Consider the following 14174-nt stretch of genomic DNA (forward strand, 5'->3'; position numbering starts at 1 on the left):
TCGACGTGCGCATCATCGGATCCGCCCGGCATGGGATCTCTAGAGTGGACGCATGGATACGGCGGCAGAGGGAGCGGCCCGATGAATGATCTCTCGTCACCGCGGCTTCACGTACGAATCGACGGAGTTACGGCACCCGCACGTGTGCTGGCCGAGCTGAAGCAGGTTTCCACACTGGGGCTCGCGGAGGTGCGCTCCCTGATCGCTGCGGGCGTTCCGGTGCTCGACGTCGAGATGTTCACCAACGATTGGTACGACGGCGGCGCCGCGCGTGTGCTCAACCTGCTCTCAGGGTGGGAAGCCCAAGGTGTTGGCTATATCCTCCGTGAAACACTCACGGAACCAGATGCCGGCGAGGCGACGGACGACGCGCCGCAGATGACCCTGGATGAGTTGCGCACCATCATCCGCACCAGTGAGGAAGAGCGTGCACGTGCGGACGAACTCGATGACCTTCGATATGGGGAAGTCATCGTGACCGAGCAAGGAGATGCCTCTGCGACCCTTGCGGCAGTCTCGCCCGGCGTGACGTACGACGCCAGGCGCGACTCGCGGAGGTCGGAGTGAGCAAAGTGTCGGAGCCATGCGGCAGATTCTTGGCAAAGTCGGCCAAGAACCCGGTCGGCAACCACCACCGATTGGTGGTCAGCGACCCACCCGTCCACGCTGCAGGGAGAAGAGTCAGATGAGCCCCGACGAGCTGCGTGACCTCCTAGACGACCTCATCGACGGCTGGGAGAACGAGGTCGTCGAGTTCAAGGAGGCGGCACACCAGTTCTCGGCCGACAAGACCGGCGAGTACGTCTCTGCGCTGAGCAATGAAGCCAATCTCCGCGGCGCCGACTCCGGCTGGCTGGTGTTCGGCGTCTCCAACTCCCGCACGGCCACCGGGACGACGCACCTCGACAACGTCGCGAAGCGGCAGTCGCTCAAACACCACGTCCAGCAGTCGATCGACCAAGGCCTCACCATCCGCGAGATCCACGAGGTCGATGTGGACGGGAAGCGCGTCGTACTCCTTGAGATTCCGGCCGCACCGCAGGGCATCCCGATCTCGTGGAAGGGCGACTACCGCGCCCGTGCCGGTGAGAGCCTCGTGCCGCTGTCGCTCGACAAGCAGGACGAGATCCGCCAGCAGACCATCAATCTGGACTGGAGCGCGGAAATTCTCCCGGATGCCACGCTCGATCATCTGGATCCTGCAGCGATCCTGCGAGCCCGTCAGGGATTCGCCGAGCGCTACCCGCGCTTGGCCGAGCAGATCGAGCACTGGGACGACGTCACCTTCCTCGAGAAGGCGAGGATCACGCTGAACGGCGGCATCACGCGCACGGCGATCCTGCTGCTCGGCAAGTACACCTCATGGCACCTGCTCAGCCCCCACCCGGCAGAGATGACGTGGAAGTTGACCGGACCGGAGTCGGCGTACGAGCACTTTCATACGCCGTTCCTGCTCAACGCGACCGCGCTGGCGAAGCGGATCCGGAACATCCAACTCCGACTGCTCCCGCCCGACGAGTTGATCTACCGCGAGATCAGTAAGTACGACGAACGCAGCCTTCTTGAGGCGATCTACAACTGCGTCGCGCACCAGGACTATCGCCAACGCTCGCGGGTAATCGTCGTCGAGCACGTCGATCGCGTCGAGTTCATCAGCGTCGGCGAGTTCTTCGACCTTTCACCCGAGGACTACATGCTTAGCGAGCGGGTTCCACGGAAGTACCGCAACCCGTTCCTCGTGACGGCGATGACGGAGTTGAACCTGATCGACCACCTGGGCAACGGCATCCATCGCATCGTCGCCGACCAGCGCCGCCGATTCCTGCCGATGCCCGACTACGACCTCAGCGAGCCGACCGAGGTGAAGCTGACCATCCACGGGGCGGTGATCGACGAGGCCTTCAGCCAACAGATGATGGTGCACTCGGACCTGCCTCTCGAGGACGTACTGGCCCTGGACCGGGTCCAGAAGGGTATGCCGATCAGCAAGGAGGCCGTCGCCCGGCTACGGCGCGCGCACCTGATCGAAGGACGAAGCCCTAAGCTGCACGTCTCCTCTGCCGTCGCCGCTGCCGCTGAAGCGGCGGCGTCCTACGTCCGCACACGGGCCCAGTCCGACGAGTTCTACGCCAAGCTCGTGCTGGACTATCTTGCCGTCGCGGGAGAGGCCACCCGGCAGGACATCAACGACCTGCTGTGGGACAAGTTGAGCGATGCACTCGTCGAGAAGCAGAAGCAGAACAAGGTCATGAACCTCCTGACGAAGATGCGTCAGGCCGGCCAGATTCGGAACGCCGGCACCAGGGCTCAGTCACGATGGGTTCTTTCTTAGATTCCACCCGTCGCGGAGATCTAAGCAAGGCACGATGCACCCAACACCAGAGTTTGCGCAGGTCAGAGTCACTTTGCTTTCTTAGATGTAAGCTTGGAGCCAAGAAACAATAGATGGCTTCGACGGCCAAGGTCGTCCCTGCCAAGTCGCTATCGCACGCGACTCGTCCGTAGCGCAGCCGTCTCTACGCGACCTCGTGTCCAGCGGCCGACCGCCCAGCTAAAGCCGGGATTTCCGCGGTGGCTGGGCGGAGATGCAGGGGGCGCCACGACAGCGGCTACTCCTCTCTGTCTTGGTCTCATGATTGTTGGGCCTGGGACGCCACAGATCCAGCGCGAGGGCGTGACGACGCCCCCAAAGGGAGCCGAGCTAACCGAGATCCTCGCCGAGCCACAGTAGGGTGCGGGTCGACACATGACTTCGGAGGGATCGCAGATGGCCGACTCTTTGCTCGAAGACGCTCGGATGACCCGAGCGGTGAGCAGCATCGCCGCTCGCTCCGAGCGTCAGCCTGACGCCGAAGTCCTGAGAGAGACCTACGTTGAGACAGGCGTGATGCCCCAGGTGGCGAACTTCGGCCACCAGATCCTCTACGGCCGCCGGGGCACGGGAAAAACGCATGTACTCCAGGTGCTCGCTGCCGAGATGGAGGAACAGGATAACGTCTTCTCCATATACATGGACATACGGCTGCTCGGTAGCGCCCACATGTTCACGGACCCTACGCAGCCTCTCGCGCCCAGGTGCATCGCCCTCTACAAGGACTTCCTGTCCCTCCTCCAAGGCCGCTTGCTCGACATCGCGACCGATCCTGACCGCAACGGCAGCGGACTGGAAGAGGTTAGCGCGCTCGCACGCTTCATCACTGAGAAGACGGCCGAGGTGACGAGCCGGGACGTGAGGTCGACCCGCGCGACAGGCTCCGCAAGCAGCGCCGGGGCGCAGGCGGGCGTGAAGGCCACGGGGCCGAGCATCAGCCTAACCATCGGTGCCCAGTCACACGACTCGCAGACCGACGAAGTCGCCTTCACCGAGGCACTCCGCGAGACGATCGTCTACAGCGAGATCTACCAGTTTCTCGACACCGCCCTTGCCGCCATGGGCGTGGACCGCCTTCTCCTCCTCATCGACGAGTGGACATCCATCCCAACGGACCTCCAGCCATTCATCGCCGAGTTCCTCAAGAGGTCCGTCCTCCCGTCCAAGCGCATCACTGTGAAAATCGGCTCGCTTGAGTACCGGTCGCGCTTCAACCTTCCACAAGACGAGGGCGGAAATGTCGTCGGCTTCGAGTTGGGCCCGGACATCACCGCGAACCTAGACCTCGACGACTACTACGTATACGAACGGAACCCAGAGCGAGTCGAAGAGATCTTCGCGGCCCTGCTCTATCGCCACGTCGCGTCCGGGATCGAGGCGCAGGCCCTCGAGGAATACGGGGTGCGCGACGCCACCGGCTTCCGGTCCCGCGTCTTCACCGAGCGCGCGACCTTCGTCGAACTTGTCCGCGCCGGAGAGGGTGTGGTGCGCGACTTTCTGGGAATCTTCGGCGCCGCCTTCTTCAAGGCCACAGGAAGCGGGCGCAAGAAGATCGACCTGCACTCAGTCGAGGAGGCCGCCCGCGACTGGTACGAGACTGACAAGTCAGCATCCCTTGCGGACGCACAGCACGCCGCCCTGCAGCGGATCATCAGGGACGTGATCGGGGCACGCCAGACGAAGATGTTCATGCTTTCTCGCGAGCACTCGGACCACCCCATGATCCAGTCCCTATTCGACCTTCGCCTGCTCCACCTCATCGAGCGTGGGTACAGCGACAAGGAGAACCCGGGCCTGCGCTACAACATCTACGCACTCGACTACGGCACTTACGTCGACCTGAAGCGAACCAAGGTAGAGCCCTCGGGCGTCCTCTTCGACGTTCATGAAGCGCCGGACGACGGCAGCGAGCGCTTGGTGCCCCTAGCGGACAAGCGCAGCATTAGGCGGGTCATCCTGCAGCCCACCATCTTTGACGACCTGTAACACTGCTGAGGGACCTGCCTGGGTATCGGGGAGGTATCCCGTCAGTCGGTAGTAGCCAACGGTCCGCAAAGTGAACGCTTCTTGCACAGGATCAGTGATGACGACTCCACGTGTGATGAACTTGTCAATCTAATCATCGATCGGCAGTCACGGCTTAGCGTAGTCCACCGTTTGCACCTCCGAGATAAGAAAATCGGCCCGAGCCGTGAGGCGAGCGGGCCGATCATGACGTAACCGATTTAGCAGCAACCGCCCCACTGCTGGGCAAATCGAACCTGTTGCGTGCCTTCGGTAAGGGAGATCTGCAAGTAGCGGAGCGGTTGACCCGCCCGCGCGACCCGAAACATCACCCCTGGCGCGTCGACCTCGTCAGGCCCGCGCAGGCCAGACGCCTCGACCTGGCAAGGCTGCGAGAATGTGCGACTGAGCATGACGCACGTCACTCAAGTTTCGCCACGCTACATTACTTCGATCCGACTGAAGGCAGACCGCGATAAGTGTCCGGTCTGAGTCGAGCGTGCTGAGTCAGAGGCCCAGGCAGCCGGTAGTACCCGGTGTCCGGCCTGCCGAACCTATACAAGCGCCACAACCGATACGTCGGTCCGAACTCTATGGACGCCTCCACTTCGTTTCCAGAAATGTAGAACGGCACTTCCTTGCCATATCGCGTTGTCTTGACCTCGATGTAGACAGGCTCGTCGGTGCGGCCTTGGAAGGACTGGACGTCGTAGCCAAGACCATCACCTTCAGTCACCGACACATGTCTGACCTCTGCGGCCAGGTCTTCCCGGCCAGCCGAAGTCAGGCGCTCCTTCTCTGCCGCGACGACGGACACTTCGCCGGCGCGCCCAAGCGCTCTGTTCGACGACTCGATCGCCGCAAAGTTGATGCCAAGGACCCCATCGCGCGCTCCTTGGGGAGTCGGCCACTCCACGTTAGGCGGATCGACCTCAACACCGAGCTTGGAGGGTGCGACGTCACCGGCCGCCACCGCCTGGAGCATGAAGGCGCGCAACTCATTGTCCTCCTCAAAGCGCTCGCGAACCACGGTCCGCAACCGATCTTGAACGTTGCGCAGAGGCTTGTAACCAGCGATCCAGACTGCGCCCAACTCGTCGAGCACCGCCGAGACATTATTGAACTTGTACTCAATTGCACCGGAGGAGCGCTCAACCTCACGCTCAACCTCACGGCGGAACTCAGACTTGGTGTAGCTCTCGCCCGCGAGTTCAAGCGTCAGCATCCTGAAATAGACCTCGACGGTCACGCCTATCTCGTCGTCACTCCAAGGTTCACTCGCCATGCCGACTAGATTGCCGTACCAGCCGCCAGACGTCCTGGAAACATGGCAAAAGAACCCCCTGTCGACACGCCGGAACTCACAGGGTCGCAAGCATGAGTCTCCGGTAGATTGGATTATGCGACTTGGTCGCGCGTCCTCCGACAACTTGTCGGGGCTTCGGCGTAAGCTTGCCTTCATGTTCGATTTCGTCGACTACTTCGCGGGCGTCGGCGGGTTTCACGCCGCGCTCGGGGGCCTTGGCGGCAGGGCAGTGCAAGCCTGCGAGATCGACCCAAAACCAGCGGCGATCTATGAGCACAATTGGAACCTGAAGCCCGAAAAGGACATCCGCGAACTCGCGCGCCGTCCGGAGGCGATTCCAGACCACTCCGTTCTCGCGGGCGGCTTCCCTTGTCAGCCCTTTAGCAAGTCCGGACGCCAACTCGGCGTTGCAGAGGACCGCGGCACCCTTTTTGAAGACATCGTGAAGATCCTCGAGGCGAAGCAGCCTCCGGTCGTCATGCTTGAGAACGTCCGAAACCTCGCGGGACCGCGCCAACAGGTTGCCTGGCAGCGTATTGTGCGTGGACTTCGTGAAGCGGGCTACCGAGTCGGAAGCAAGCCCACCGTCTTCTCGCCCCACCTCCTATCGCCTGAATCGGGAGGTGCACCACAGGTCCGCGATCGCGTGTACATCCTTGGCGTCTTGGTCGGGCGAGACCGCGCCATGACAGAGGTCGACCTCGACCCTGTCGTGCCCCATGTGGTCGAAGAGGGTTGGAACGTTGGTAATTGGAGTATCGAGGCCGACGTTCTCCTGCCCGATCCTCCGACGACCGAGATCCAACGCTACAAGTTGAGCGCCGACGAGATCGCCTGGATTGATACCTGGAACGAGCTGCTGGCCTTACTCGGCGACGCCAAGTTGCCGGGTTTCCCTATGTGGGAGTTCGCGTGGCACGAGCGACGTCCAAACGGCTACAGCACAATGCCTGCCTGGAAGCAGAGGTTCATCGAACAGAACCGAAACTTCTACTTGAATCGCAAAGCGGTCATCGACGCGTGGCGGTCCCGGAAACGGGAGATCCCAATCTCGAAGTTCCCAGCGTCGCGTCGAAAACTTGAATGGCAGGCCGGATCAGGTGAGCGGGATCTGTGGAAGCACCTGATGCAACTCAGGCCGTCTGGCATCCGAGTCAAGCAGGCAACCTATGCACCCGCCCTGGTGGCCATGAGCCAGACTCCGATCTTTGGCCCGCGTCGTCGCAGGCTGACACCCCTCGAGACCGCCCGGCTGCAGGGTTTCGATACGACATCATTCTCGTTCAACGATCAACTCGACAGCGCGAGTTACAAGCAGATGGGCAACGCTGTCAATGTGGGGGTCGTACGACACGTCTTCAAGGCTTTCGTTGAGAACAACGCCGATGACATAGCGGCATGCGGAGCGGCCGGCACGTCCATCCTGGAATCGCTGGGGATCGCTGTTCCGCTGGTCACGACTAGCGTCGTGGCCTCGTAGCCCTGTTCGAGCCGCAGTCAATGTCCCCCAACGCGGCGAAGAAGTCATTCGCGGCCTGTGACGGTGCGGCTGAGAAGTCAGATCGAAAGGTCACACCCGAGACGCCAGTCGGCAACGGATAGCCAAGTTCTGGGCGCGGAATGTCCTCCCGTCTGAAGAAAGCCAAACTTTGGTCACTAACGTCGACTACGAACCGCTCGGCCATGAACTCCCCAAAGGAAGCCCCGCACTCCGCCGCCAATGTCGCCCAGAATCGCTCCCGATCCTCAGCCGCACCTAGAGCGTCCGCGATCCCTCGCGCGAAGTCACCGATCGTGGACCCACTGTCGCGCAGTTCGACCCGCACGGATGCGAAGTAGCGACTCCCCAGACTGAATGCCTGATCTGCAGAAATGGTGTGAGTTCGTGTCGACGACCGTGTCGCTTTCACCTCGATCTCGACAGACGGCTCTGTCAGCACGAAGTCAATGGTGCTGGTCGGCACGCTGTGCCACCCTCGAACCCATACGTCGGGGCGCTGCGCTGCTCCGATCACCGTCAGTTCGCCAACGAGACCCACCACGTCAGTGCGTGCCGGAGCCTGAAGCCGCCAAAACAGGCCAAGCCATCGTGCGAGCTCGTCAGCAACGTCGGTCTCAGTCGGGTCCGTCGGAAGTGCTAACAACAACTCGTGTACGAATGAGGCGAACAACGTCCGCACTTCGGGATCGGCAGCCCTGCAGCGGAGCATCGATACTCGAAGCGTTTGCTGCCCAGTTCCGTCATCAAGGCGATACCGAACTCCGAACTCAGCACTGAGTGCAGCCATTCGCACAGGGACCGGCGACGAAGCTCCAATGCGAGCGACGATCGCGACGACGGCCTCGCCGTCGGCGGTGCCACCTGCGTAGGCAAGAACTCGGCCAGATTCCGCTGTAACAGCGTTGACGGCGAGGGTCTGGTCAGGAAGATCCTCTGCAACGGCCCTTTCAGCGCCGGCCGTCATCGCATCACGCAACTCGGCTCGCCGATCCATGGGCACTAGGAGCCAACCTCAATGATCCAGCCACTGGCTGTCGAACTGGGAATGTGCCAAGCGGTGACGAGGTAGCTGCCTAGTGGATCTCCGTCTCGTGACTGCACTGCGATGCGGTGCAGTTGCAGTGAGATGCCGTAGTGTCCTTCGCCGACACTGCGATCGCCCAGGTAGTTCGCTGACCGGCCCTGGAAGATCTGGACTCCGCCTGTCGTCGTCAACTTGCGGTTGGAGACGGCACCAGGCCGTATCCAGTACACAGCGATGCTGTGATCATTTGCAGGGTCGTCGGAAAGACGGGCTAGCGCCATGGCTAACGCTTGGGCCTGCTCTTCGGCGAGCCATGTCAATGGCCCGATGCTCTCAAGTAACTCCAGAGCCACCCGCGGCGACGTGTACCCCTGCTGATGGCCGTGCTCGACTTCGCTCCACGTGGTGTTGGCGAGGATCCGCTCTGCCTTGCCAACCGCGACATCGAGCTGCTCGGCGTCTTCGCGAACGACAACCCGGTCAGTAATCCACTTGTCGGCCAACGACACCCGTGTCATGGGGATTGCCATAACTGACGCTCTCGTCGGCTGCATGCTCGGGTCCAGGTAGAAGCGTCGGCGCCACTGCTTCAGCGTGAGCTGGCCTGATTGGATCTGGCGCAGCGCAGTCAGCATCTCGCGTTCGTGATGCACGTAACTGGAGAAGGCATCGCGAACATCGGCGTCGAGGAACACGCGGCACAAGCCGAGGTAGTGCGACTTGTACCCGAAAAACCGCGCCCGTTGCTGAATGGTGTCCGCAATCGACATACCCGCACCGCGCGGCATATATGTCACTGTCAGACCCTCGACAGTGAAGCCACGGTCGATGGCCTGCCCGCCGATAAGCACGTAGAACTTGGTTCGCGTCCATTGGATGACCGGCGTCTTGCTCAGCCTCGTATTCACTTCAGTTACGTCGAGGTTGTTAAGCACAAATCCAAGTGCGGCCCAGCACTCATCGAAGTTCGCGATCTCTGGGTATGACGACTTTAGGTCCGACCAAGCAGTACGAAACTCCTCTCGCAACTTCACCGGATCGACATCGGACGCGTGCTTCAACCGGTCCTGCCAGTTCTCAGTCATACTTCGAATCCAGGTGGCAAACGTGCCTTGGTCAGCGGTTCCTCTCGACGGATGAACCAGCATCGACCGAGTCTCAGGCCGACCGCCCGCCACCACATGTGCCGCTCCAATTAGGAACAACTGGAATGCGCTTAGCAGACCCCCTGGGGGTGGTCCGCTCGGGTTACCAGCCGCCTCGAGATCGGCTTCCTTAATCGTACGAACGAGGGGCGATGGCTCGGCGCCACCGAAGTACACCTCGCCACCTGTGTAGCCATCACCGGGCTCGAGGACGCGCACGAAGTCGGGTGACAGGGCGTCGTCGATCGAGATCAGGAGCGGCGCCTGCGGCGTCGCTGTGTACTGCAGGTAGTAATGATTCGGAACTGAGGCCCTCAAGACCTTGAGGTTTGTATAGGTCGGCGACTCGGCGCCTCGCCGCCCTTTCGTGTTCAGGCTCGCCTGATCCGCCTCGTCATCGACGACGAGGACCCGGACCCCCGACAAATCTACCCGCTTGATCGCTTCAGCCAAGTCATAGATGCGGTTGTAGTTCTTTAAGACGACGACGACGGCAGTTTCCTTGTAAGCACTCGGCGTCGCTGCATCCATCCAGTTGGCCTTAACTCGGCCCAGTTCCCGCCCGACGTGATCTGGTCCCTGCGAGTTGTCAGCCGGATCAAGGAATGTCCACCCAGACGGAGAGGCATCATTCAGATCCTTCTTCAAGCGTCGCTGGCCTTGGGCAAGCAGGGGATTTGAGATTCCGCTGATCACGATGACCACGGCGAACTCGCTGTCCCTCGCCAGGGAGATGACCCCCTCATAAGAGAGGGTCTTCCCCGATTGAACGCGCCCCACAACCAAACCCGTCGACTGCGGCCCTTGTCCTAGCGCGCCACCAAGGACCGCGAGTGCGCTCTCCCGCACGGAGGCCCTAGCCTCTTCGCGCACCACTTGCTCAAGAAACCCAGTGAACGTATCGCCCTGGACTGGCGGCTGACCGTCATTCGATTCCGAGCCCGCGGGGGACATTGTCAGGCCTGTCACGCGTCGCTCCTGAGCCGTTTCGACAAAGCGCCGCTGAGTAGCGTCTCGACCTGGCGCATGAACGTTCCCGCACTCTCGCCATCGCCTGATGAATTGAGGACGCTTTCCGATACGACCATGGCGACCGCAATCCGGAACACAGCCTCGATCGCGTCGGTGCTACCGAGTGCGAACTGCTTCAGAAACGGGTGAGCAGTGTTGAGAACGACATGTGCGGTGACATCTCCACTCCTCGGCTCCACCTCAACGTGCCGCACAAGCCAGCGGGTCTCCCCTGGCCGGGACGAGGCCGTCATTCGAAGTGTCCACGTACGGCCCTGATGGCCGAACGAGAACTCTCGCTCGACGTCGCCGGTGCTGTCCTCAGGCGTCGTGATATCCGTCGGACCGGGCGACTCCGCCACAGCGCCGATGCCTTCAGCCAACGCGTTGGGCAGTTCCTTCTCTACGACGTCCGCGGTGTTCTCCGTCGCCGTGCGGATTCGCTTCTGCTCCTGCTTGGAGGCTTGTCTCGCGCGGTAGTGCTCGGCCTGCTTCAGCAGTGGCAAGGGCTCGGAATCAAGGGCCGCTCGTAACTTCTCCTCGAACTCCTCCTCATGTCCATGCCACTGGAATCCATCCTTAGTGTGACTGACCGGCAGTCCAGTGATCTCGAGTTCTCCGAACAGCCGCTGTGACCTGTAGGAGTTCCCGCCCCCATAGATGCGAGTGGGGCGGTACGGTGATTCACCACTTCCGACGATGACGCGGCCGCGCCGAAATAAGGAAAGTCCGTTGCCGCTGGTGCGGCCCTCCGCTCTGATGGCACACCACCCTGCGACCCTGATGTCATCGCCGAACACAAAGTCGACCTCTTTGCGCCACTCCTTCGACTCCTTGGAGAGGTCATGGTTGGCCTCGGAGCGGACATCGACTGCGCGGAGAACCTCTGGCTCCTCATACTCCATGTTTTGTCCCGCGACGGTCAGATTCAGACGGCCGTCTCGGAGGAAGCCGCGATAGATCTCTCGTAGGTGGTCCCTCACCTTGCCCATCGTGCGCCCGGGAAGGAACTGGTTGAGGTCCCAAAGCTCGATCCGCGTGTAGTGAGCCTCGGACGGCGCTGGTACCGATGTGACGATCAGATCTTCGACCTGGTCTCGCAGCACCGACTCCATGTTGAACTCGATGAAGTACTCGTTTGGATCGCCAATGCTAGTCGTCACGACGCGCCAGTTCCGCGCGAACCAGATCGAGGCACTCTTCATGCCCATACCGAACTCAGACAGTCCACTTCGGTCGGGCGGTACCTCAGCGGCCTTGAAGGCGCGGGGGAAGTCCTGATGGGCGATCCCGCCGGCGTTGTCCGCGATGACGATGCGGCCACCGTTCTCGCGTTGGTAACTGATGTCAACGCGCAATCGGTACTTCGGTTCGCCGCGAACGATCTGCGCATAGCACTTGGAGGCGCTCTGGATCGCATTGTCAACGTACTCTGCTAACGCGAACCACGGTTCGTAATTGAGGTGCCCCAAGACTCCCAAGATCGACACACCAGGGACAATGCTGACACGCTCGGCCGTCACGCCTGTCGACTGTCGATCCTTGTCTTCGTCCGGACGCTCGACCTCTACTCCACTTCGCTCCACTCCGTTAACCTTAGTAAAGAACCGCCGGGTGCATGTGGCAGATTCAAGTTCTCGTACCAAATGGGCGGAGCAAGGAATCCCCGCCAGTACCCACAGAGTCAAATAGCACCGCCGGGGTTAGGCCCGAGAATGAAAGACGCCGCATGTTGACCTGCGGCTTCTCGTCGTGGACGCAGGTGGGTTTGAACCGAACACTTGGTAGGGGGTCGAGCAGCTCAGTTCCGTAGGCAACAGGCGAAACTCGGGCTCGGCGACGTACGAGAGATTCAGTGTGCGCTGAACGAGCGCATCCAGCATCAGAGGTGCGAGATCATTGATCTATGAACCTTGTCCTTGCCGAGTGGCAGGCACTCGTTGCGGTGGCCATCGCCGTCCTCGGTGTGACTGCGAGTCTCTACACAGCGTTCGGTTCGACGGCACGTCGCCTGCGCAGTGATTTAGCCAGCGACACAAAGCTCGTGGCCGAGCTCACCGGCGACGCCAAGAACGACCTTGCGGAGAGCATCACCGACCGTTCGTACCGCCTCGTCGCAGCCACCCGCTACCCCAGTCTCACCTGGTACGAAGTTGCGCTCGTTCTCCTGCTGTCCCCGGTGTTCTGGTGGCTGCTGAGCGCGCCGAATGACATACGTGCGCTTGCCGCACGAGGCGAGGTCACGTTTGAACTGACGGGCCCCGGGCAATTGTTCGCGCTATTCGTGGCCTTCGTCATTTATGCCACGGTGGTGCGTTCGTGGGCTAGTCGGGCGGCCACACGCGTCGTCTACATTTACCAGCGGCTCGGCGATGACGAAGCTCGCGCCTTGGCTCGACTGCTCGCGTTCCCTGCCTACCTAGTGCCGACGGTCTTCGTTCTCGGACTCGTCGCTGCCGCGATGCTGAACATTATGGCGATCGTCGACGTAGTCCGCTGGCCGACGTGGGTTGGAGTGCTGATAACAGCCGCGGTGCTGCTCATCGCCATCGCGGTGGCGTACCGCATTGCGCGTCGCCAGGCGCTGTTCTGGCACATCAGGTTTTACACCGACATCATGCACATCGGCGCTGGCGTCCCCCGTCTACGTCCGGTCGACCTTGGCCAAACCGAAAAGGACCGGCAGCGCCACGAAGAGGCGGTCGAACGCCTATTCCCTGGGAGACGACGCCGAGCCGAAGAATAATGCGACCATCTGGTCTCCGCCTGAAGCGCCACGATGAAAGACGGCGACAGATATGCGACTAGCTACCCATTGCTGGCGCATCATTCAACGTGGAGCCTAGGGGACTCGAACCCCTAACCCCCTGCTTGCAAAGCAGGTGCGCTACCAATTGCGCCAAGGCCCCGGATGCTCCGGAGACCGGAGCAGGGGTGGATCAGACCTTGTCGGTCGCGGCGGCCCAGAGGGCCTGCTCGTGCTTCGACTCGTCCATCTTCTTCTTGGCGATGACGCCGGCGGCGACCGCCAGCAGGACCAGGATGATCTTCTTCACGGGGTTCCTCCAAGGGCTGGCGTGCCGGACTGGATCAATCTGTGGGCCTAACAGGACTTGAACCTGTGACCTCTTCCTTATCAGGGAAGCGCTCTAACCGTCTGAGCTATAGGCCCGTGCCACCAGCGAGGTGGACCGACGAGGAAGATTACCCCACCGGACGAATCCGCTCCAAAACGGGTCCGCCCACCCCGCCCCACGGCGTACGTCGGGTCAGTTCTCGTCCTCGGCGAGCGTCAACTCCACGCCACCGAGCAGGGCCGCAGCCATGTTGTAGAGGAACGCGCCGAGCGTCGCCATCGCCGTCAGCAGTACGACGTCGAGCACCGCGACCAGCATCGTGAAGCCGAGCACCCGCGACATGCCGAGATAGTTCTCGATGTCGAAGTCGGAGGTCTCATCACCGCCGATGACGTCGTGGACCATCTGGTTCACCGAGTCCCACACGCCAGCCGTGCCGAGCACGCTCCACACGATGGTCACCGCAACCACGGTGACGATGCCGAAGGCGACCGACAACAGGAACGCTGCCTTCATCACCGACCACGGATCCACCCTGGTCAACCGCAGGCGTGCCCGACGCGGCTGGCGACCCGTCGCCTTCGCGGCCCGGTCAGCGGCCTTGCGCGACTCCGGAGCGGCGTTGGCGCGATGCTCGTCCTTGGCGTTCGAGATCGCAGTGCTCAACCGCTCACCCAGGCCCGACGGCTGCTGCTCGCTCGAGGACCGCTGCTGGCCCGCAGGCTGCGCAGTGCC

General features: G+C 61.8%; 11 protein-coding genes and 2 tRNA genes. 5 read left to right on the plus strand and 8 right to left on the minus strand.

The features are described 5' to 3' along the window. Positions 1-81: 81 nt before the first annotated feature. The 3 genes from Q9R27_RS10565 (at position 82) to Q9R27_RS10575 (ending at position 4357) form a co-directional block, all read left to right on the plus strand. Positions 82-567 (plus strand): hypothetical protein, encoded by a 486-nt coding sequence (locus tag Q9R27_RS10565; RefSeq protein ID WP_311252344.1) that lies wholly within the window; start codon positions 82-84, stop codon positions 565-567. Positions 568-685: 118 nt separating this feature from the next. Then, complete coding sequence (locus tag Q9R27_RS10570; RefSeq protein ID WP_311252345.1) at positions 686-2332, plus strand: RNA-binding domain-containing protein; 1647 nt, start codon at positions 686-688, stop codon at positions 2330-2332. Positions 2333-2746: 414 nt separating this feature from the next. Further along, the gene (locus Q9R27_RS10575) at positions 2747-4357 is read left to right on the plus strand and encodes a hypothetical protein (RefSeq protein WP_311252346.1); all 1611 of its coding nucleotides are present in this window, start codon (positions 2747-2749) and stop codon (positions 4355-4357) included. Between the two features lie 463 nt (positions 4358-4820). On the opposite strand, the gene Q9R27_RS10580 is transcribed toward Q9R27_RS10575, so the two are convergent. Continuing rightward, a complete protein-coding gene (locus Q9R27_RS10580; protein WP_311252347.1) occupies positions 4821-5624 on the minus strand; it encodes a DUF3883 domain-containing protein in 804 nt (267 codons plus the stop codon). Positions 5625-5835: 211 nt separating this feature from the next. Here Q9R27_RS10580 and dcm point away from each other — a divergent pair, with 211 nt between their 5' ends. Continuing rightward, positions 5836-7161, plus strand: coding sequence for a DNA (cytosine-5-)-methyltransferase (dcm, locus tag Q9R27_RS10585; RefSeq protein WP_311252348.1), 1326 nt, complete (start codon positions 5836-5838; stop codon positions 7159-7161). Here the strand turns inward: dcm and Q9R27_RS10590 are convergent. From Q9R27_RS10590 to Q9R27_RS10600, 3 genes are read right to left on the minus strand one after another with little or no spacing between them, the layout of a single operon-like run. Further along, positions 7142-8176: a PD-(D/E)XK motif protein gene (locus tag Q9R27_RS10590; RefSeq protein ID WP_311252349.1), complete on the minus strand. Its 1035-nt coding sequence runs from the start codon at positions 8174-8176 to the stop codon at positions 7142-7144. The two genes, dcm and Q9R27_RS10590, sit on opposite strands and share 20 nt — an antisense overlap. Before the next feature lie 5 nt (positions 8177-8181). Then, a complete protein-coding gene (locus Q9R27_RS10595) occupies positions 8182-10320 on the minus strand; it encodes a Z1 domain-containing protein (protein ID WP_311252350.1) in 2139 nt (712 codons plus the stop codon). After that, complete coding sequence (locus tag Q9R27_RS10600; RefSeq protein ID WP_311252351.1) at positions 10317-11948, minus strand: ATP-binding protein; 1632 nt, start codon at positions 11946-11948, stop codon at positions 10317-10319. The genes Q9R27_RS10595 and Q9R27_RS10600 overlap by 4 nt, the downstream gene beginning before the upstream one ends. A 320-nt stretch (positions 11949-12268) precedes the next feature. Here Q9R27_RS10600 and Q9R27_RS10605 point away from each other — a divergent pair, with 320 nt between their 5' ends. Continuing rightward, positions 12269-13108, plus strand: a complete 840-nt coding sequence (locus Q9R27_RS10605; RefSeq protein ID WP_311252352.1) for a hypothetical protein — start codon at positions 12269-12271, stop codon at positions 13106-13108. A 90-nt stretch (positions 13109-13198) separates the two neighbouring features. Here the strand turns inward: Q9R27_RS10605 and Q9R27_RS10610 are convergent. The 4 genes from Q9R27_RS10610 to Q9R27_RS10625 all read right to left on the minus strand — a co-directional run bounded on the left by Q9R27_RS10610 (position 13199) and on the right by Q9R27_RS10625 (position 14105). Further along, positions 13199-13271: transfer RNA gene (locus Q9R27_RS10610), tRNA-Ala, on the minus strand. A gap of 30 nt (positions 13272-13301) precedes the next feature. Next, positions 13302-13418 (minus strand): DLW-39 family protein, encoded by a 117-nt coding sequence (locus Q9R27_RS10615; RefSeq protein WP_311252353.1) that lies wholly within the window; start codon positions 13416-13418, stop codon positions 13302-13304. A 42-nt stretch (positions 13419-13460) separates the two neighbouring features. Continuing rightward, positions 13461-13534 (minus strand) — tRNA-Ile (locus Q9R27_RS10620). A gap of 97 nt (positions 13535-13631) precedes the next feature. Further along, positions 13632-14105: a DUF3566 domain-containing protein gene (locus Q9R27_RS10625; RefSeq protein ID WP_311252354.1), complete on the minus strand. Its 474-nt coding sequence runs from the start codon at positions 14103-14105 to the stop codon at positions 13632-13634. Between the last annotated feature and the right edge of the window lie 69 nt (positions 14106-14174).

This window comes from Nocardioides sp. AE5 (genome assembly GCF_031844485.1).
GTDB lineage: Bacteria > Actinomycetota > Actinomycetes > Propionibacteriales > Nocardioidaceae > Nocardioides.

Bases quoted from the DNA above. Each gene is read 5' to 3' on its own strand.
- Q9R27_RS10575 (WP_311252346.1), top strand. From the start codon at position 2,747: ATGACTTCGGAGGGATCGCAGATGGCCGACTCTTTGCTCGAAGACGCT.
- Q9R27_RS10590 (WP_311252349.1), bottom strand. From the start codon at position 8,176: ATGGATCGGCGAGCCGAGTTGCGTGATGCGATGACGGCCGGCGCTGAA.
- dcm (WP_311252348.1), top strand. From the start codon at position 5,836: ATGTTCGATTTCGTCGACTACTTCGCGGGCGTCGGCGGGTTTCACGCC.
- Q9R27_RS10570 (WP_311252345.1), top strand. From the start codon at position 686: ATGAGCCCCGACGAGCTGCGTGACCTCCTAGACGACCTCATCGACGGC.
- Q9R27_RS10605 (WP_311252352.1), top strand. From the start codon at position 12,269: ATGAACCTTGTCCTTGCCGAGTGGCAGGCACTCGTTGCGGTGGCCATC.
- Q9R27_RS10565 (WP_311252344.1), top strand. From the start codon at position 82: ATGAATGATCTCTCGTCACCGCGGCTTCACGTACGAATCGACGGAGTT.